The sequence below is a fragment of the Mesorhizobium sp. LNJC391B00 genome (assembly GCF_000502535.1).
In the GTDB taxonomy this organism is placed as follows: domain Bacteria; phylum Pseudomonadota; class Alphaproteobacteria; order Rhizobiales; family Rhizobiaceae; genus Mesorhizobium.
On sequence record NZ_AYWI01000005.1, the window covers coordinates 268,639 to 285,719 of the forward strand.

Annotated in this window: 19 protein-coding genes; 7 read left to right on the forward strand and 12 right to left on the reverse strand. The window is 63.6% G+C overall.

Going from position 1 to position 17,081, the window contains the following annotated elements:
• Positions 1 to 16: 16 nt before the first annotated feature.
• Positions 17 to 1,669 (reverse strand): cytochrome c oxidase subunit I, encoded by a 1,653-nt coding sequence (gene ctaD / locus X750_RS150110; protein WP_023668420.1) that lies wholly within the window; start codon positions 1,667 to 1,669, stop codon positions 17 to 19.
• 38 nt (positions 1,670 to 1,707) lie between these two features.
• Positions 1,708 to 2,592 (reverse strand): cytochrome c oxidase subunit II, encoded by an 885-nt coding sequence (gene coxB / locus X750_RS150105; RefSeq protein WP_023687148.1) that lies wholly within the window; start codon positions 2,590 to 2,592, stop codon positions 1,708 to 1,710.
• A 374-nt stretch (positions 2,593 to 2,966) separates the two neighbouring features.
• On the opposite strand from coxB, the gene X750_RS150100 reads away from it, so the two are divergent.
• The 5 genes from X750_RS150100 (at position 2,967) to X750_RS150090 (ending at position 6,249) form a co-directional block, all read left to right on the forward strand.
• Positions 2,967 to 3,551: an invasion associated locus B family protein gene (locus X750_RS150100; RefSeq protein ID WP_023668422.1), complete on the forward strand. Its 585-nt coding sequence runs from the start codon at positions 2,967 to 2,969 to the stop codon at positions 3,549 to 3,551.
• A gap of 69 nt (positions 3,552 to 3,620) precedes the next feature.
• Positions 3,621 to 3,818, forward strand: a complete 198-nt coding sequence (locus X750_RS1000000166400) for a hypothetical protein (RefSeq protein ID WP_155923284.1) — start codon at positions 3,621 to 3,623, stop codon at positions 3,816 to 3,818.
• Positions 3,815 to 5,518 (forward strand): metalloprotease TldD, encoded by a 1,704-nt coding sequence (tldD, locus tag X750_RS150095; RefSeq protein WP_023816786.1) that lies wholly within the window; start codon positions 3,815 to 3,817, stop codon positions 5,516 to 5,518. Before X750_RS1000000166400 ends, tldD begins: the two co-directional genes overlap by 4 nt.
• 79 nt (positions 5,519 to 5,597) lie before the next feature.
• Positions 5,598 to 5,873, forward strand: a complete 276-nt coding sequence (locus tag X750_RS1000000164470) for an AbrB/MazE/SpoVT family DNA-binding domain-containing protein (protein WP_081725433.1) — start codon at positions 5,598 to 5,600, stop codon at positions 5,871 to 5,873.
• Complete coding sequence (locus X750_RS150090; RefSeq protein WP_023747545.1) at positions 5,860 to 6,249, forward strand: type II toxin-antitoxin system VapC family toxin; 390 nt, start codon at positions 5,860 to 5,862, stop codon at positions 6,247 to 6,249. The genes X750_RS1000000164470 and X750_RS150090 overlap by 14 nt, the downstream gene beginning before the upstream one ends.
• 66 nt (positions 6,250 to 6,315) lie before the next feature.
• Here X750_RS150090 and X750_RS150085 read toward each other — a convergent pair whose 3' ends face one another.
• Positions 6,316 to 7,551, reverse strand: coding sequence for a class I SAM-dependent RNA methyltransferase (locus X750_RS150085; RefSeq protein ID WP_023747546.1), 1,236 nt, complete (start codon positions 7,549 to 7,551; stop codon positions 6,316 to 6,318).
• Positions 7,548 to 8,342 (reverse strand): TlyA family RNA methyltransferase, encoded by a 795-nt coding sequence (locus X750_RS150080; RefSeq protein WP_023702017.1) that lies wholly within the window; start codon positions 8,340 to 8,342, stop codon positions 7,548 to 7,550. The genes X750_RS150085 and X750_RS150080 overlap by 4 nt, the downstream gene beginning before the upstream one ends.
• Positions 8,343 to 8,488: 146 nt before the next feature.
• Between X750_RS150080 and X750_RS150075 the strand changes: the two genes are divergently transcribed.
• Entirely contained in the window at positions 8,489 to 8,890 is a 402-nt protein-coding gene (locus tag X750_RS150075; protein WP_023747547.1) for a GFA family protein, read from the forward strand.
• Here the strand turns inward: X750_RS150075 and X750_RS150070 are convergent.
• The 8 genes from X750_RS150070 to X750_RS150035 form a co-directional block, all read right to left on the reverse strand.
• Positions 8,887 to 9,171, reverse strand: coding sequence for a hypothetical protein (locus tag X750_RS150070; RefSeq protein ID WP_023740703.1), 285 nt, complete (start codon positions 9,169 to 9,171; stop codon positions 8,887 to 8,889). The two genes, X750_RS150075 and X750_RS150070, sit on opposite strands and share 4 nt — an antisense overlap.
• 145 nt (positions 9,172 to 9,316) lie before the next feature.
• Complete coding sequence (dxs, locus tag X750_RS150065; RefSeq protein WP_023685414.1) at positions 9,317 to 11,230, reverse strand: 1-deoxy-D-xylulose-5-phosphate synthase; 1,914 nt, start codon at positions 11,228 to 11,230, stop codon at positions 9,317 to 9,319.
• Positions 11,231 to 11,330: 100 nt separating this feature from the next.
• Positions 11,331 to 12,251, reverse strand: a complete 921-nt coding sequence (locus tag X750_RS150060) for a pirin family protein (RefSeq protein ID WP_023685413.1) — start codon at positions 12,249 to 12,251, stop codon at positions 11,331 to 11,333.
• Positions 12,252 to 12,261: 10 nt separating this feature from the next.
• Positions 12,262 to 12,528 carry a DUF2277 domain-containing protein gene (locus X750_RS150055; RefSeq protein WP_023668432.1) on the reverse strand — a complete coding sequence of 89 codons (267 nt, stop codon included), beginning with the start codon at positions 12,526 to 12,528 and terminating at the stop codon, positions 12,262 to 12,264.
• A 38-nt stretch (positions 12,529 to 12,566) separates the two neighbouring features.
• Positions 12,567 to 12,818 carry an exodeoxyribonuclease VII small subunit gene (locus X750_RS150050; RefSeq protein ID WP_023668433.1) on the reverse strand — a complete coding sequence of 84 codons (252 nt, stop codon included), beginning with the start codon at positions 12,816 to 12,818 and terminating at the stop codon, positions 12,567 to 12,569.
• A 3-nt stretch (positions 12,819 to 12,821) separates the two neighbouring features.
• Positions 12,822 to 13,748 carry a histone deacetylase family protein gene (locus tag X750_RS150045; protein WP_023747548.1) on the reverse strand — a complete coding sequence of 309 codons (927 nt, stop codon included), beginning with the start codon at positions 13,746 to 13,748 and terminating at the stop codon, positions 12,822 to 12,824.
• Between the two features lie 71 nt (positions 13,749 to 13,819).
• On the reverse strand, positions 13,820 to 14,803 hold the full coding sequence (locus X750_RS150040; protein WP_023747549.1) for a hypothetical protein: 984 nt from the start codon (positions 14,801 to 14,803) through the stop codon (positions 13,820 to 13,822).
• Between the two features lie 93 nt (positions 14,804 to 14,896).
• Positions 14,897 to 15,505, reverse strand: coding sequence for a TetR/AcrR family transcriptional regulator (locus X750_RS150035; protein WP_023747550.1), 609 nt, complete (start codon positions 15,503 to 15,505; stop codon positions 14,897 to 14,899).
• A 118-nt stretch (positions 15,506 to 15,623) separates the two neighbouring features.
• Between X750_RS150035 and X750_RS150030 the strand changes: the two genes are divergently transcribed.
• On the forward strand, positions 15,624 to 16,847 hold the full coding sequence (locus X750_RS150030) for an MFS transporter (protein WP_023747551.1): 1,224 nt from the start codon (positions 15,624 to 15,626) through the stop codon (positions 16,845 to 16,847).
• Positions 16,848 to 17,081: the final 234 nt, after the last annotated feature.

The following is a 17,081-nucleotide window of genomic DNA, read 5'->3' on the forward strand; positions in this document are numbered from 1 at the left end:
TCGTATTCGGGCTGCCTTACTTGATCTTCGGCAGCTGTTCCCACTGGTGGAAGGGCGGCGGCGAAGGCAGCTGCCATTCGAGCGTCGTTGCACCCTCGCCCCACGGATTGGCGCCGGCGACGCGCTTCTTCTGGAAGGCCTCGAACACGCCATAGAGGAAGATCACCACGCCGACGGCCGATATATAGGAGCCGTAGGACGACACCATGTTCCAGCCGGCGAACGCGTCGGGATAGTCGATGGTGCGGCGCGGCATGCCGGCCAGGCCGAGGAAATGCTGCGGGAAGAAGATCAAATTGACGCCGACGAAGGTGACCCAGAAGTGGGTGTTGGCGATCACCGGCGAGTACATGTAGCCGGTCATCTTGGGGAACCAGTAGTACCAGCCGGCGAAGATGGCGAAGACCGCACCCAGCGACAGCACATAGTGGAAGTGGGCAATGACGAAATAGGTGTCATGCAGCGAGCGGTCGAGACCGGCGTTGGCGAGCTGGACGCCGGTGACGCCGCCGACCGTGAACAGGAAGATGAAGCCCAGCGCCCACAGCATCGGCGTCTTGAACGAGATCGAGCCGCCCCACATCGTCGCGATCCAAGAGAAGATCTTCACGCCTGTCGGTACTGCGATGACCATGGTGGCGAAGACGAAGTAGCGCTGCGTGTCGAGCGACAGGCCGGTCGTGTACATGTGGTGCGCCCAGACGATGAAGCCGACGGCGCCGATCGCGACCATGGCGTAGGCCATGCCGAGATAGCCGAACACCGGCTTCTTCGAGAAGGTCGAGACGATGTGGCTGATGATGCCGAAGCCCGGCAGGATCAGGATGTACACTTCGGGGTGACCAAAGAACCAGAACAGATGCTGGAACAGGATCGGATCGCCGCCGCCATCCGGGGCGAAGAAGGTGGTGCCGAAATTGCGGTCGGTAAGCAGCATGGTGATGCCACCGGCCAGAACCGGAAGCGACAAGAGCAGCAGGAAGGCGGTGATCAGAACCGACCAGGCAAATAGCGGCATTTTGTGCAGCGTCATGCCCGGCGCGCGCATGTTGAAAATGGTGGTGATGAAGTTGATGGCGCCGAGGATCGAGGACGCGCCGGCAATGTGGATCGACAGGATCGCCAGATCCATGGCCGGCCCGGGCTGGCCGGAGGTCGACAGCGGCGGATAGAGCGTCCAGCCGCCGCCAACGCCATAGGCGCCGGGCGCGCTCGGCATGAAAGCCGAAGCGATGAGCAGCAGGAAGGCCGGCGGGAGCAGCCAGAACGAGATGTTGTTCATGCGCGGGAAGGCCATGTCAGGCGCGCCGATCATGATCGGCACCATCCAGTTGGCGAAGCCGCCGATCAGCGCCGGCATGACCATGAAGAAGATCATGATCAGCGCGTGCGCGGTGCCGAAGGCGTTGTACATGCTCTTGCCGCCGTCGATGGCGGCATCGCCGTTCATGCCATAGACCATCTGCGCCAGACCGGTGAAGATCTGGATGCCCGGCTCCTGCAGCTCCATGCGGATGACGACCGAAAGCGCGCCGCCGACGATGCCCGCGAAGATCGCGAAGATCAGGTAGAGCGTGCCGATGTCCTTGTGGTTGGTGGAGTACACCCACCGGACCCAGCCATGATAGGGCTTGTGGTCGTGGTCGTCGTGAGCTGCAGCTTCTGCCATGGTCGGCTCCGTTCCCTAATTCTTGCTAACCCGCGGCATCAATTGCCGGCGGCCGCTACCTTGTTGGTACCGTCGACCTCGGCCATCAGCGCCTTGTTGGCGCCGGGGAGGTCGGTCTTGGCTGCTGCCAGCCAGGTCTTGTACTGCGCGTCGGATACGACGCGGACGGCGATCGGCATGAAGGCATGGTCCTTGCCGCAGAGCTGCGAGCACTGGCCGTAATAGATGCCTTCCTTTTCCGCCTTGAACCACGTCTCGTTGGTGCGGCCGGGAACCGCGTCCATCTTGATGCCGAAGGCCGGAACGGCAAAGGAATGGATCACGTCGGCTGCGGTAACCAGGACGCGCGTCATGGTGTTGACCGGCACGACCAGCTCGTTGTCGACCGCCAGCAGGCGCGGATAGACCTTGCGGTCTTCCTTGCCGATCGCGGCGCGGTCGGCGTCCTGCAGGATGGCTGAGTTGAAGGAGAGCGTGTTCTCGGTCTGGTACTCATAGTCCCAGTTCCACTGATTGCCCGTTACCTTGACGGTCAGCTTGGCCTCTTCCGGCGGCGTGTACTGCGCCGTCAGCAACTGGAACGAGGGAATGGCGATGAACAGCAGGACGACGACCGGCCCGACTGTCCAGATGATCTCGATCAGCGTGTTGTGGCTGGTCTTGGACGGAACCGGGTTTTTGCTGGCGCGGAACCTGAAGATGCACCAGGCGAGAAGCGCCAGAACCAAAGCAGTGATCGGGACGACGAACCACATCGTGTAGTTCCCGAACCACTCGATCTGCCGCATCATGTCTGTCGCCGGCGGCTGAAAAGTCATCTCCCACGGCTGCGGCTGGGCCGCATGGGCGGAGGCACCGGCGAAAAATGCGGCGGCGGCGCCTGCCGTTGCCATCAATTTGGCGCTTGCTGGGAATTTTCTCATCGCCCTCTTCATCTCCCGGTTCCTCGCGATCGCGACGCAAGAATATCGAACAATGCCGGGATGGGAATCCCGGACAGTCCCAAGGGTGGTTCAAACCATACTCTATTTCCCTCCGCAAGAAAGGAGCGGGCGAAACCGTGCGGCATTTTTGCGCGCAAGTGCTGCCGCGCTGTTTCGACGGCCTCGTGCCCGCGCGGGTCGTCGACAGACAGGCTATGCGGGCTTGTGTCCGGAATGCGCCCGACGGTCGCAATTCGGGCGAATTTGCTAGGGAAAAGCGCATTATTGCGCCTGCCGGGGCTGACCGGCGGTCGCCCTATCCTTTACTTGGCCTTGGCGCGGCTTAAAGTGCCGTGATTCGCAATGGAGCCGTCATGACCTCTTGGCTTTCGAGAAACGCCTGGCATTCGAAGAGCGCCTGGCATTCGAAAAGCGCTTGGCTTTCGAGAAGCGGGGCGAAGGTCGTTTTTCTCGCCGCCCTGATCGGTATCGGCTCGTCCGCAACCGGCGTCGCCAATGCAGCGCAGCCCAGCGGCACGGTCAAGTCAACGCATGGCGCGTGGTCGATCATCTGCGACACGCCGGCCGGCGCCACCTCGGAACAATGCGTGATGATGCAGAACGTCGTTGCCGAGGATCGCCCGGAAATGGGACTGTCCGTCGTCGTCCTGCGCACCGCCGACAACAAGGCCGAGATCCTGCGCGTGCTGGCGCCGCTCGGCGTTTTGCTGCCCAATGGCCTGGGCCTCAATGTCGACGGCAAGGATATCGGCCGCGCCTATTTCGTGCGCTGCTTCCAGGACGGCTGCTATGCCGAGGTCATTCTCGAAAAGCCGCTGCTCGATACGCTGAAGACCGGGACGTCGGCCACCTTCATCGTCTTCCAGACGCCGGAAGAAGGCATCGGCATCCCCGTCGACCTCAAGGGCTTCGCCGACGGTTTTGCCGCCCTGCCCTGAGCTTGATGCTTGCGAAACCGTCTTTCCTCACAATTCCCACGGGTTTGATCTTTGGCTGTGGGGGTCATCATGCGTGCTTGTTCTTTGCTTTTGTCGACCGGTCTGATCCTGACCGGCGCCGTTTCCGTCGCCTTTGCCGAGGATTCCGAAATCATCACGGCGCCCGATCCGGCCGTCATTTTCGAGCTTGCGAAAGGCTATGGCTCGGCCAAGATGGACAAGGACGACGGGGCGATCCGATGGTCTCGGGCCGGCTTCAGGGCATGAAATATGTCATCTACTTCTATGGCTGCGAAAACCATGAGAAGTGCAAGTCGATCCAGTTCTCCTCGGGCTATACCGACCCCTTCACGGCCGACCAGGCCAATGAATGGAACAAGAAATATCGCTGGGTGAAGGCCTTTTCGGGTGACGGGTCGAACTTCAAGATGGATGTCATGTTCAGGGGCGGGGCTACCCGCTCCTACCTGCTGCGGATCGTCATTGCGGATTGTGCAGGCGCGTCTTCGCGCCTACATCGTGGCAACACCATTCCTCCTGTGAGCGGACCTGCCATGAACAGCCTGACCGGCCAATTCGACATTTCAGATGATCGCATCAAGCGGATCGTCGCCGACACACTGAACGGCGCCGACGACGGCGAACTGTTCCTCGAATACAGCGAGAGCGAAGCGCTGATGTTCGACAATGGCAGGCTGAAGACCGCCAATTTCAACACCGACCAGGGTTTTGGCCTGCGCGCCGTGGCCGGCGAGGCCAGCGGCTACGCTCATTCCAGCGATCTTTCGGAGGCGTCGCTGCTGCGCGCCGCCGACGCCGTCTCGACAGTCAGGGGCGGCTATTCCGGCACGCTTGCCGCGGCACCCGCGCGCACCAACCGCCATCTCTATGGCGAGGAGAACCCGATCCCCTCGCCCTCCTTCGAGGTCAAGGCCAAGCTGTTGCAGGAAATCGACGCATGGCTGCGCGCCGAGGACCCGCGCGTGCGCCAGGTGACGGCCTCGCTCGCGGCGTCCTGGCAGCATGTCGAGATCGTGCGCGCCGACGGCCAGATCGTGCGCGACATCCGCCCGCTGGTCCGCATCAACGTTTCCGTCGTCGTCGGCGACGGCGACCGCCAGGAAAGCGGCTCCTATGGCATGGGCGGGCGCAAGGCGTTCGGCGAGTTCCTGGTCGAGGACGCCTGGAAGCATGCGGCCAGGGAGGCGCTCAGGCAGGCGCTGGTCAATCTCGAAGCCATTCCCGCGCCGGCCGGAACGTTCGACATCGTTTTGTCCAGCGGCTGGCCAGGCGTGATGCTGCACGAAGCCGTCGGCCATGGGCTGGAGGGCGACTTCAACCGCAAGAAGACCTCCGCCTTTGCCGGCCTGCTCGGCCAGCAGGTCGCCGCCAAGGGCGTTACCGTGGTCGATGACGGCACCATGCCGGAGCGGCGGGGTTCGCTGACCGTCGACGATGAAGGCACGCCTTCGGCCCGCAATGTGCTGATCGAGGACGGCAAGCTTGTCGGCTACATGCAGGACCGCCAGAACGCCCGGCTGATGGGCATGAAAGCCACGGGAAACGGCCGGCGCGAAGGCTATGCGCACCAGCCGATGCCGCGCATGACCAACACCTATATGACGGCGGGCGACATGGAGCCGGATGAGATCATCGCCTCGGTCAAGAACGGCATCTATGCCGTATCCTTCGGCGGCGGCCAGGTCGACATCACCTCAGGCAAGTTCGTGTTCGGCTGCACCGAGGCCTACATGATCGAAAACGGCAAGGTGACGCAGCCGATCAAGGGCGCCATGCTGATCGGCAACGGACCGGACGCCATGCACCGTGTGTCGATGATCGGCAACGACATGAAACTCGACACCGGCATCGGCATGTGCGGCAAGGCCGGACAAGGCGTGCCGGTCGGCGTCGGCCAGCCGCATCTCAGGATGAACCAGATGACGGTCGGCGGCACCAGGGTTTGAGCGAGGAGACGTCGGCGGGCTTGAATAGTTCCCCTCACAGGGATATCTTACCTTTGTCTTACACAAGGGTAATACCGCAATGGGTGCAATAGAAAAGCTTATAACGACCGTCTCGACCAAGGGACAAGTCATCCTGCCCAGCGCTATCCGCAAGCGGAGGGACTGGGGCGCGGGCACGCGCCTGCAGGTCGAAGACACACCGGACGGTGTACTTTTGAGACCGGCGCCTGCCTTTGCCCCGACACGACCAGAAGATGTCTTTGGTGTCCTGCCGCACAGTGGCAGACCGAAGACCTTGGAGGAGATGGACGCGGCCGTCCTTGCTGAAGCACGGCGGCGCCATGCTCGCGATTGATACCAACGTTGTCGTCAGGTATCTGACGAACGACGATCCCGAGCAGTCCCCGCGAGCCCGGCGGCTGATCGACGGTCAGCCCGTTTTCGTCGCCGTCACGGTGATCCTGGCGGCTGAGTGGGTGCTGCGCAGCGGCTATGGTTATGATCAGGCCTCGATCGTCAATGCACTGCGGGTGTTCGGCGGGCTTCCCACTGTCGAGATAGAGGATGCTGCGATGGTCTCTTCCGCGGTCGATCTAGCCGAGACGGGAATGGATTTCGCCGATGCGCTCCATCTGGGCAAGTCCTCGCACTGCTCAGCATTTGTGTCCTTCGACCGTAAGTTCATCAAGGCCGCACAAGCGGCCGGGTACGAAAGCGTTCGCGAAGGCTAGTTTGCCAGCCGGCTACGTCTTGCGGGGGGCGGCAAACTCAAGCACGGCCTTGTGAAAATCGGCGGATTAACGTCGCCGTTTCGGCTTCTCCAGCAGCGCCACGGCCTCGACATGCGGCGACCACAGGAACTGGTCGATGGGCGTGACGCTCTTCAAGATGTAGCCGCCGTCAATCAGGATGCGCAGGTCTCGTGCCAGCGTCACCGGATTGCAGGAGACGGCGGCGACGAACGGCACATCCGAGCGGGCGATCTGCTTCGACTGGTCCTCGGCGCCGGCGCGCGGCGGGTCGAAGACGACGCCATCGAAAGCATTCAGCTCCTTGAACGTCAGCGGCCGCCGGAACAGGTCGCGGCGTTCGCCGGTTACCCGCTTCAGGCCGGTGGCGAAGCGCGATCCGCGGTCGAGCGCCGAAAGGGCTGCCGCGTCGCCTTCGACCGCGTGGACTTCGGATTTGGCCGCCAGCCGAAGCGCAAAGCTGCCGCAGCCGGCGAAAAGATCCGCGACTTTCCTGGCACGCTTCAGATGTCCGCCAACGAGATCGGCCATCGTCTGTTCGGCGGCTTGCGTTGCCTGCAGGAAGGCGCCAGGCGGTATGGCGACAGCGACGGTGCCGAACATGACCACCGGCTTTTTCGGCTCGATGACAATCTCGTCGTCGATCGAAAGCCGGGCAAAGCCATTGGCCATGATGAAGTTGGAGGCGACCCGGCGCTGGTTCTCGCCCAGCTTGCCCGACTCATAGACAGCGACGTCAAGCCCCGAGCCCGTCACAGTGACCGCCATCCGGAACGATTTGGTGGTGGCGCAAACCAGGTCGGCGACCGACCTCAAGCGATCGAGCGCGGCAACGATCTCCGGCAGCGAGATCGGACATTCCTCGATGGGGATGATTTCCGGCGACAGATGGCGATGGAAGCCAAGCAGCATGCCTGTGTCGGCGCGCCTGGCGGCAAGCACGACGCGGCGGCGTGTGTGTGGCGCACACGGCACCAGGGCGCCGATGTCGCCGGCAATACCTTTCAAGGCATGCACGACCTTGTCGCGTTTCCATTGCTGGTAAGCGTCGGCTTGCAGATGCTGGACGGCGCAGCCGCCACATTCGGTGAAATGCCGGCAGGCCGGATCGATACGCAGCGGCGACGTCTCCAATACCGCTATCAGCATGGCGCGATCCCTCTCGCGCGCGGCGGTGACGGTCTCGCCGGGCAGGGTGAAGGGAATGAACAGCTCGCCGGTCTCCGTCTCGGCGACGCCGTCGCCCTGCGAACCCAGTCTCTTGATGGTGAAGCCCGTGCTCATCGGTCCTTGGTCCCGGCATCCTTGGTCCCGGCATCCTTGATCCCGGCAAGCAGGAATTCGCGGTTGCCGTCCCCGCCTTCGATCGGCGACATGTGCAAGCCCAATGTACGCCAGCCAGGGACGCCTTCGAGCCATTCCTGCAGCAAGCCGGCCACACGGGCGGCGTCATAAGGGTCTTTCAAAAGACCGCCCTTGCCGATCGCCTCGCGGCCGGCCTCGAATTGCGGCTTGACCAGAAACACCGCACGAGCGCCGTCCCGTGCCAATGCCAACGCCGGTGGCATCGCCAGTTTCAACGAGATGAAGCTTACATCGGAGACGATGAAATCGGGGATACGGCCGCCGAGATCGGCAGCCGCGAGCTCGCGAGCGTTGAGGCCCTCGATCACGGTGACGCGCGGGTCGGACGAGACACCGGGATGCATCTGGCCGTGGCCGACATCGATGGCAGTGACATGGGCCGCGCCGCGTTCGAGCAGCACCTGGGTGAAGCCGCCTGTCGAGGCGCCGATATCGAGGGCTTCACTGCCCGCGGGATCGAGACTGAAATGGTCGAGCCCGGCGATCAGCTTCAGCGCCGCGCGTGAGACATAACCCTGCGCCGGGTCGTCGATGACGATGAGACAGTGCGGCAGAACCGTCTGGCCGGGCTTGCGGGCGACCACGCCGTCGACCGTCACGGTGCCGCGCTCGACCGCGTCGCGGGCGCGCGAGCGGCTCGCAAACAGGCCGCGCTGGACGAGCAATTCGTCGAGCCGCTGGCGTGTGCTGGCTGGCAGAGGGGAGTTCATCGGCCTTCATGGCGAAAGCCGGCCGCGAAGGCAAGGACATTGGCATAGGAGGACGTCGAGACCCGGGCCGCAAGCCAGTCCGCCCGGTTGAATAGCGCAGCCAGTCCGGCAAGATGTAGAGGCTCAGGCAATGCGGAGGAAGACGAATGCTGACGGGAACCTGCCATTGCGGCGCCGCCCACTGGACCCTGGAAGGCGATCCCGGCCCGATCACGGCCTGCAATTGCACGCTTTGCCGCCGCTATGGCACACTCTGGGCCTATGACTTTGTCGACGAGCGTATCCGGCTTGCGGGGCCTGTGCAGTCCTACACCCGCGCCGGCAAGGAGACGCCGTCGCTGGAAATCCTGTTTTGCCCGACATGTGCCTGTGTGCTTGCCTGGCGCGGTTTGCGCCGCAGCGACAGCGGCCGCACGCGTATCGCCATCAATGTCAGGCTGGCACCGCCTGAGGCGGTCGCCGACCTGCCGATCGACCATTTCGACGGGCTGGACACTTATGACGACCTGCCGCGCGATGGGCGCTGCGTGCGCGATATGTGGTTTTAGAAGATCGTCCGTGAGACCTGCCGTTCAACGGCCGGCATCAGGCCGTCGCTTCCGTCATCTGAAGCCTGCTTGCGCGGGCGCTCGACAGCAACGACTGGTGCGTCCGGCACGACGACAAGCTGCGGCACCTGCTTGTAGGAAAAAGCGCCCCTGATATCGCCCATCTTGCGGGCGACGATGCCTGCCACCGCCTGTTCGAGCTTGCGGTCATAGCGCGTCTCGGCCATGGCCGGCGGGGCGATGACGGCCAAAAGGGCCGCGCCGCACAGAAGCGTTCGCATTGTTTTTAACTCCCTGCCTGGAGGCAGTTCTAGCAGGGCGGCGTTGAAAAACGGCCAAAAGAGACGGTGAGCGAAACGCCAAAGAGAAGCGTTAACAAAGTGTTAGGCTTGCACAGGCACCTGCTTCAGCTGCGTGAGGTTTGATTCAGGCGCGCTGCGCGCGCGCGGAATGGCCGAGCGCGACGAACACGGTGCGCACGATGCCGGCCGCGTCGAGCCCGGCATCGGCATACATTTTTTCCGGCTTGGCGTGGTCGGTGAACTCGTCCGGCAGCACCAGCGGCCGAACTTTCAGACCGCTTTCCAGCAAGCCTTCATGGGCGAGGAACTGCAGCACGTGGCTGGCGAAACCGCCGACAGCGCCCTCTTCCACCGTCACCAGCACTTCGTGCGAGCGGGCAAGACGGCGGATCAAATCCTCGTCGAGCGGCTTGGCGAAACGGGCATCCGCAACCGTTGTCGACAATCCGGCCGCGCCGAGTTCCTCGGCCGCCAGAAGACAGTCCTGCAGTCTTGTGCCAAAGGACAGAAGCGCCACCTTGGTGCCTTCCCTGACGATGCGGCCCTTGCCGATTTCGAGCACCGAGCCGCGCTCCGGCATGTCGACGCCGACGCCATTGCCGCGCGGATAGCGGAAGGCGATCGGGCCTTCGTCATAATAGGCGGCGGTGCGCACCATGTGGCGAAGCTCCGCCTCGTCGGCAGCCGCCATCACCACGAAGCCCGGCAGCGTCGCCAGGAAGGTGGTGTCGAAGGCGCCGCAATGAGTGGCGCCGTCGGCGCCGACGAAACCGGCGCGGTCGATCGGGAAACGCACCGGCAGTTTCTGGATCGCCACATCATGGACGACCTGATCGTAGGCGCGCTGCAGGAAGGTCGAATAGATGGCGGCGAAGGGCTTGTAGCCCTCGCTGGCGAGGCCGGCGGCGAAGGTCACGGCATGTTGCTCGGCAATGCCGACATCGAAGGTCCGGGTCGGAAACGCTTCGCCGAACAAATCGAGGCCGGTGCCGTTCGGCATGGCGGCGGTGACGGCGACGATACGTTCGTCCAGGCGGGCTTCCTGGACCAGGCTTTCGGCAAACACCTTGGTGTAGGCCGGCGCATTGGCCGGGGCCTTGGTCTGCGCGCCGGTGATGACGTCGAACTTGTTCACGCCATGATATTTGTCGGCCGCAGCCTCGGCCGGCGCGTAGCCCTTGCCCTTCTGGGTCACGACATGGATCAGCACCGGACCGTCGGCATGGTCGCGGACGTTCTTCAGCACCGGGATCAGATGCTCGAGATTGTGGCCGTCGATCGGGCCGATATGGTAGAAGCCAAGCTCCTCGAACAGCGTGCCGCCGGTGACGTAGCCGCGCGCATGCTCGACCGCCCGCTTGATGGCGCGATCGGCACGCTTGCCGAGATAGGAGGTCAGTTTCTTGCCGAAGTCGCGCAGGCCAAGATAGGTCTTGCCAGAGGCAAGCCGCGCCAGATAGGCGCTCATGGCGCCGGTCGGCGGCGCGATCGACATGTCGTTGTCGTTGAGAATGACGATCAGGCGAGCATCGAGCGCGCCGGCGTTGTTCATGGCTTCATAGGCCATGCCGGCAGACATGGCGCCGTCGCCGATGACGGCAATGACATTGTTGTGGCCGCCGGAGAGGTCGCGCGCCATGGCCATGCCGAGGCCAGCGGAAATGGAGGTCGAGGAGTGCGCGGCGCCGAACGGGTCGTATTCGCTCTCGGCGCGACGGGTGAAGCCGGACAGGCCGCCTTCTTGCCTGAGCGTTCGGATGCGGTCGCGGCGGCCGGTCAGGATCTTGTGTGGATAGGCCTGGTGGCCGACATCCCAGATCACGCGGTCTTCCGGCGTGTTGAAGACATAGTGCAGCGCCACCGTCAGTTCGACGACACCTAGGCCAGCGCCGAGATGCCCGCCCGTATGCGAGACGGCATCGATCAGCTCGGCGCGCAGCTCCGAGGCCAGCTGCGGCAGCTCGCTTTCGTCAAGCTTCTTCAGGTCGGCTGGAATGCGGACCTTGTCGAGAAGCGGCGTATGCAGCGTTGCGTTCACTGTTAAGGGCCTGCTCAGCTATGATGCGCGTCGATCATGGCGAAATATGCCTGCGTCGCCCGAATGTAAATGCGTGTCAGTGACGCGGGTGATGCTGACGTTAATTGTCCGGTAACGGAATGAACTCTTCCTCATCTCCAGGAACGATATCGAAGCGGCCCGTCTTCCATTCCTGCTTGGCCTGTTCGATGCGTTCCTTCGACGACGAGACGAAGTTCCACCAGATGTGGCGCGGAGAGCCGAGCGAAGCGCCCCCGAAGAGCATGAAATGGGCGCCGCGCTCGGACGACACGACGATCTCGTCGCCAGGCCGGAACACCAGCAGCCGTTCGGCCGGAAAACGGTCGCCCGAGATCGAGACATCGCCGTCCAGCGTGTAGATGGCGCGTTCCTCGGCGTCGGCGGGAATTTTGACGCTGGCGCCGGGCGCCAGCCTCAGATCGGCGTAGAGCGTCTCGGTGTCGGCTCTTACCGGCGAGCGCAGTCCCTGGAAATCGCCGATCACCACGCGGCCGGAAACACCTTCGGCGTCGATCTCGGGCAGAAGGAGCGCGGCCGTGTTCTCGAACACCGGCGCCACTTCCTCCTTGCCGTCGGGCAAAGCCAGCCATGTCTGCAGGCCGGAGACCGACATCGGCGCGCCGCGCAGTTCTTCGGGCGTGCGCTCGGAATGGACAATGCCGCGGCCGGCGGTCATCAAATTCACGTCGCCGGGCTGGATGACCATCTCGGTGCCGAGCGAATCGCGGTGCCTGATATTGCCGTCGAACAGATAGGTGACGGTGGAAAGCCCGATATGCGGGTGCGGGCGCACATCCATCGCCTGGCCGGCGCGCAAGATCGCCGGCCCCATGCGGTCGAAGAAGATGAAGGGACCGACCAGCCGCCGCTTTGCCGTCGGCAGAGCGCGACGAACCTGGAAGCCGCCAATGTCCTTGGCGTTTGGAATGACCATGAGCTCGATCTGGTCGCTGGCGAAGGCATCGCCAGGCTCAGGGTCCTTGCCGGGGAAGAAACTCATCTGGATGTCCTCAGGCGAAGCGGAGCGCCGATTTGGCTTTTGCCTTGGCCGCCACCTCTTCACGATTGCGCGGATGATGCGTGGTTTCCAGCGAATGCAGCAATTCATGCGCCGATTCGGCGATCGCCTCGACGGCACGGTCGAAGGCTGCCTGGTTGCGCTGCGAGGGGCGCGTCGTTCCGCTCAGTTTGCGCACGAATTGAAGGGCGGCGTCGCGGATCTCGTCATGGGTCGCCGGCGGCTCGAAATTGAACAGGGTCTTGATGTTTCTGCACATGCTTGAACTCCTATCTGCTTTATGCCCGCCCCATTCCACTACTCCGCGTCGAGCGGCTCCGTTCCCACCGGTTTGCCATCACGCGACAGCCTGATCTTCTCGACCTTGTCTTCGGCCGCCTTCAGCAGCCGGTCGCAATGGGCCTTCAGCGCCTCGCCGCGCTCATAGATCTTGATCGATTGGTCGAGCGGCACGTCGCCGCGTTCCAGATCATCGACGATCTTTTCCAGCGCGTCGAGTGCCTGCTCGAAGCTCATCGCCTTCACGTCTTCATTTGCTTCGCCAGCCATACTTTACCCCTTCATCAGCCGCCCGACATGGGCGGCGACCGAAAATGCCAGTCCCTGCAGATCGTAGCCGCCCTCAAGCAGGCTGACGAGCCGGTTGCCGCTGTGGCGCCCGGCGCGTTCCAGCAACTGGCCTGTCGCCCAGTCGAAATCGTCCTCGCTGAGGTTGATCTCGGCCAGCGGGTCGCGATGGTGAGCGTCGAAGCCTGCGGAAATGATGATCAGATCGGGCGCGAAATTGTCGAGCGCCGGCAGGACGCGCGACAGCAAGGCATCGCGAAACATGTCCGAGCCGGTCTGCGGCGCCAGCGGGGCGTTGACGATGTTGCCGGCGCCGGTTTCGCTCTTGGCGCCGGTGCCGGGATAGAGCGGCATCTGGTGCGTCGAACAATAGAGCACCGAGGGATCGTCCCAGAAGATGTCCTGCGTGCCGTTGCCGTGATGGACATCCCAATCGACGATAGCGACGCGCTCGGCGCCGTGTTTCTTTTGCGCATAACGCGCGGCAATCGCCGCGGTGTTGAACAGGCAAAAGCCCATCGCCGTGGTCTTTTCGGCGTGGTGGCCGGGCGGACGTGAGGCGACGAAGGCATTGGCGACGCGGCCCTCGAAGACGTCGTCGACAGCGGCGTTGGCGGCACCGATGGCGGTCACCACCGCCTGCCAGCTTTTCGGGCTGGCGCTGGTGTCGGCGTCGATCGAGGCAATGCCGCTTTCAGGGATCGCGGCGCGGACGCGGGCGACGAAATCCTCGGGGTGGGCGTAGAGGATTGTGGCCTCGTCGCCTTGCGGCGCCGTTACCCGATCGAGTGCGGTGAAGGCCTCGTCGTCGAGCACGCGCTCGATAGCGCGCAAGCGGTCCGGCCGCTCCGGATGACCGGGGGGCGTCAGATGTTCGAGGAAGATCGGATGGGTGTAGAGCCTGGTGACCATGACCCGATATAGGCGCGCCCGGCCGCTTTGACCATGGTTTGACGCCTCACCGCCCCGACGTTCAACAGGGATTACACCCCGGGCGCGGGCTGCGTCCAGCGCGAGCCGCCGAAGGAGGCCAGCGCCTTATCCCTGAGTTCCCTGAACTTGGACGACCCCTCGGCCAGCCGCTGGTCCCATTCGGCGTTCGGCACCTGGCCTTCGATGGTCTTGAAATAGACCTGCATCAGGCAGGCTATGGCGAAGGGTTCGATGAAGGCCGCCTTGAAGGCCCAGGCAAGGAGGATGGCGAGCACGAAGGCCCAGCCGCCGAGCTGCCCCGGAATGAACCACATGATGGCGGCGGCCGGCGCCAGCATCAAAAGGAAGATGACGAAGGACACACCCCACATGATGACCGCCAGCCAGACGGCGTTCTTGACCATGGTCTTGCCGTTCTGGGCATAGAGCACGACGCCTTGCCGGGCGGTTTCGAAGGGCGACGACGAGTTGATACGGATGTTGTAGCCGAGGATGATCTCGTCAACATAGGTCAGCGACAGGCGGATGACCGTATTGATGAAAGCGACCAGGCCGCCGAGGCCCGGAATGGGCAGGAAGGCGGCGATGCCGCCGATCAGGCCGGTGATGGCGCGGATGGCGCCCTTGACCAGCTGGTCGACCACGAAAAGGATGTTGGCCTCGGCGAAACGTTCCTTCACCACATCCTTGGCGTAGGCGATCTGGTCCTGGCCATTGGGAATCTCGCGGCCATCGATCAGATGGACCATGACGGCGATATGGCCGGCCTTGACGACATAGAGGATGTATTCGCGGATCCAGTACAGCGCGATCGAAACGACGCCGATGCCGACGATGCCGCCCCAGAGCGCAAAGGACAGCGGCCCGTCGGGATCGGTGGAGACATGGCCGACGCCATAGCCGACGGAGGCGCCGCTGCCGGTCGCCACGATATAGGCGAGCGTGATGCCGAAATAGATGATCATGCGAAGGGCAATGAAAGGCCATGTCCTGATCATGATGGACACCGACCTGCCGATTTCGAAATCCCACATGCGCCCGAATCTCCCCTCAGAGATGGACGGCGAGGATGAACCCGGGCCGGGAATTGTCAATCTCGGCAATGCCGGGGATCGGCTGGCGAGATTTCAGACCGGCTGCGAGTCCTGCTTTTTAAGCAAGCCTTCAAGCAACTGCTGGAAGGCCGCCACCACGGTCTTCGACGTGGCTTCGGGGTCGTTCGAATTGGCGATGCGCTGTGCCGCCTGGCTGCTGGCGCCGTTGATTAGTCTTGCGGCGGTTTCCGGGTCGACGCCGGGGACGACCACCCCCTCCTGCTGCAGCCTGGTCAGATGATCGGTCATTGAACCGACGCAGGCATTGGCATTCGGCCATTGCGCCGGATCGCCGAGCACAGCCGGACCGTCGCGAAACATGATGCGCTGGATTTCCGGCTCCAGCGCCATCTCGATATAGGTCGTGCATTCGTCGACGAAACGCTGCCAGCGGCTTGGCGCCCGCGACGCAATCTCATGGATGCGGACGGCCATCTCGCCATCGATTTCGGCGATGACGGCCTGCAGCAGGCCCTTCTTGTCGCCGAAATGATGATAGAGCGCACCGCGCGTCAGCCCGGCCGAGGCGGTGAAGTCGTCCATCGACGCGTCGGCATAGCCGATCGTGCCGAAAGCGTGGCGGGCCGCCGTGATCAGCTTGGCGCGCGTTTCGGCAATCATCTCCTTGCGGGGTCTGTGCATGGTTCTGGCCTTATTCACATACGCTTCGTATGCCAATTGACATACGTGGCGTATCGACTACCTATATTCATACGCATCGTATGTAATTGTCGAATTGGCCCTTGTCGAGGAACCAGCCATGCAAAACCCATACTCGGAAATCTTTCGTGCCCCTGGAGCCAAGGGGTTTGCCGCCGCGGGCTTCCTCGCGCGGCTGCCGATCGCCATGGCGCCGATCGGCATCGTGGCCATGCTCTCGCAGACGCGTGGCGAATACTGGCTGGCGGGAGCTGTCTCGGCGACGTTCGCGCTGAGCAACGCTTTCGTGGCGCCGCAGATATCACGGCTGGTCGATCGCCTCGGCCAGACGCGGATCGTGATTCCGACCACCATCCTCACCGTGCTCGCCTTCGCGGTGCTGATTGCCGCAGCCAATCAGGACTGGCCGGTGTGGACGCTGTTTGTGTCGGCACTGGCGGCCGCCGCCATGCCCAGCATGCCGGCGATGGTGCGCGCGCGCTGGACCGAGATTTTTCGCGGCCGGCCGCAGATGAACACCGCATTCGCCTTCGAATCGGCGGCGGACGAACTCGTCTACATTGCAGGCGCATCGCTGTCGGTGGGCTTGAGTGCCGCTCTGTTCCCGGAAGCCGGTGTCCTGGTCAGCACGCTATTCCTCGCCCTTGGCTCGGCAGCCTTCATCCTGCAGCGTTCGACCGAACCACAAGTGCGGCCGGTCGACCATGTCTCGAGCGGCTCGGCAATCCGGCTCAGGCCGGTGCAGATCATCACCTTCGCCCTGATCTTCGTCGGCGCCACCTTCGCGACGACGGAAGTGACCACGGTGGCGATCACCAAGGAACTCGGCCAGCCGGGCGCCGCCAGCCTCGTCATCGGCGTCTATGCGCTGGGATCGTTCGTGCTCGGCCTCGTCGTCGGTGCGCTCAACCTGAAAGCGGCGCTGCAGCGCCAGTTGGCCCTCGCGGTCGCCCTCGTCGCGCTCGGCACGCTGCTGCCGCTCACCGCCGACACGGTGCCGCTGCTGGCGCTGACCGTTTTCATCAGCGGCGTGGCGATCTCGCCGACCTTCATCACCGCCTTCGGCCTGATCGAGCGGCACGTGCCGGAAGCGATGCTGACCGAAGGCATCACCTGGGTGATGACCGGCATCGGCATCGGCATGGCGCTCGGGTCGTTTGCCGCCGGCGCGGTGGTGGATGAGTTCGGCGCCAGGAACGGGTTCTGGGTCTCGGTGGCGGCCGGCGTCATCGCATTGGTCACGGTGTTGCTGGGCCAGCGCAGCCTGGCCACCCACACATGCGAGCTGGACGGATGCGACGCTGCCGCCGTTCCCGCGGAGTGAGGATAGGCCTGACGTTGGCTCTGGAGACCACCGCAAACGTTCGGAATTAGGTGAGGCCTCTGGCGTCGTCATCCACGGGCGAAGCGGGAGCGAAGCGGACGCGCAGACCCGAGGAGCCATTCCGTTACCGTAGGGTGCAGCGGAGCAGAATTCTGCACCGTTGCAACGCGTCGAAGTCGCGGCATGGATCCTATGGTCTGCGCCGCGTCGCTTCGCTCCTTGCTTCGCCATAGG

Excerpts from the sequence above, each read along its gene's own strand:
- ctaD (WP_023668420.1), bottom strand. The coding sequence starts at position 1,669 with ATGGCAGAAGCTGCAGCTCACGACGACCACGACCACAAGCCCTATCAT.
- coxB (WP_023687148.1), bottom strand. The coding sequence starts at position 2,592 with ATGAGAAAATTCCCAGCAAGCGCCAAATTGATGGCAACGGCAGGCGCC.
- X750_RS150100 (WP_023668422.1), top strand. The coding sequence starts at position 2,967 with ATGACCTCTTGGCTTTCGAGAAACGCCTGGCATTCGAAGAGCGCCTGG.
- X750_RS1000000166400 (WP_155923284.1), top strand. The coding sequence starts at position 3,621 with ATGCGTGCTTGTTCTTTGCTTTTGTCGACCGGTCTGATCCTGACCGGC.
- tldD (WP_023816786.1), top strand. The coding sequence starts at position 3,815 with ATGAAATATGTCATCTACTTCTATGGCTGCGAAAACCATGAGAAGTGC.
- X750_RS1000000164470 (WP_081725433.1), top strand. The coding sequence starts at position 5,598 with ATGGGTGCAATAGAAAAGCTTATAACGACCGTCTCGACCAAGGGACAA.
- X750_RS150090 (WP_023747545.1), top strand. The coding sequence starts at position 5,860 with ATGCTCGCGATTGATACCAACGTTGTCGTCAGGTATCTGACGAACGAC.
- X750_RS150085 (WP_023747546.1), bottom strand. The coding sequence starts at position 7,551 with ATGAGCACGGGCTTCACCATCAAGAGACTGGGTTCGCAGGGCGACGGC.
- X750_RS150080 (WP_023702017.1), bottom strand. The coding sequence starts at position 8,342 with ATGAACTCCCCTCTGCCAGCCAGCACACGCCAGCGGCTCGACGAATTG.
- X750_RS150075 (WP_023747547.1), top strand. The coding sequence starts at position 8,489 with ATGCTGACGGGAACCTGCCATTGCGGCGCCGCCCACTGGACCCTGGAA.
- X750_RS150070 (WP_023740703.1), bottom strand. The coding sequence starts at position 9,171 with ATGCGAACGCTTCTGTGCGGCGCGGCCCTTTTGGCCGTCATCGCCCCG.
- X750_RS150060 (WP_023685413.1), bottom strand. The coding sequence starts at position 12,251 with ATGAGTTTCTTCCCCGGCAAGGACCCTGAGCCTGGCGATGCCTTCGCC.
- X750_RS150055 (WP_023668432.1), bottom strand. The coding sequence starts at position 12,528 with ATGTGCAGAAACATCAAGACCCTGTTCAATTTCGAGCCGCCGGCGACC.
- X750_RS150050 (WP_023668433.1), bottom strand. The coding sequence starts at position 12,818 with ATGGCTGGCGAAGCAAATGAAGACGTGAAGGCGATGAGCTTCGAGCAG.
- X750_RS150045 (WP_023747548.1), bottom strand. The coding sequence starts at position 13,748 with ATGGTCACCAGGCTCTACACCCATCCGATCTTCCTCGAACATCTGACG.
- X750_RS150040 (WP_023747549.1), bottom strand. The coding sequence starts at position 14,803 with ATGTGGGATTTCGAAATCGGCAGGTCGGTGTCCATCATGATCAGGACA.
- X750_RS150035 (WP_023747550.1), bottom strand. The coding sequence starts at position 15,505 with ATGCACAGACCCCGCAAGGAGATGATTGCCGAAACGCGCGCCAAGCTG.
- X750_RS150030 (WP_023747551.1), top strand. The coding sequence starts at position 15,624 with ATGCAAAACCCATACTCGGAAATCTTTCGTGCCCCTGGAGCCAAGGGG.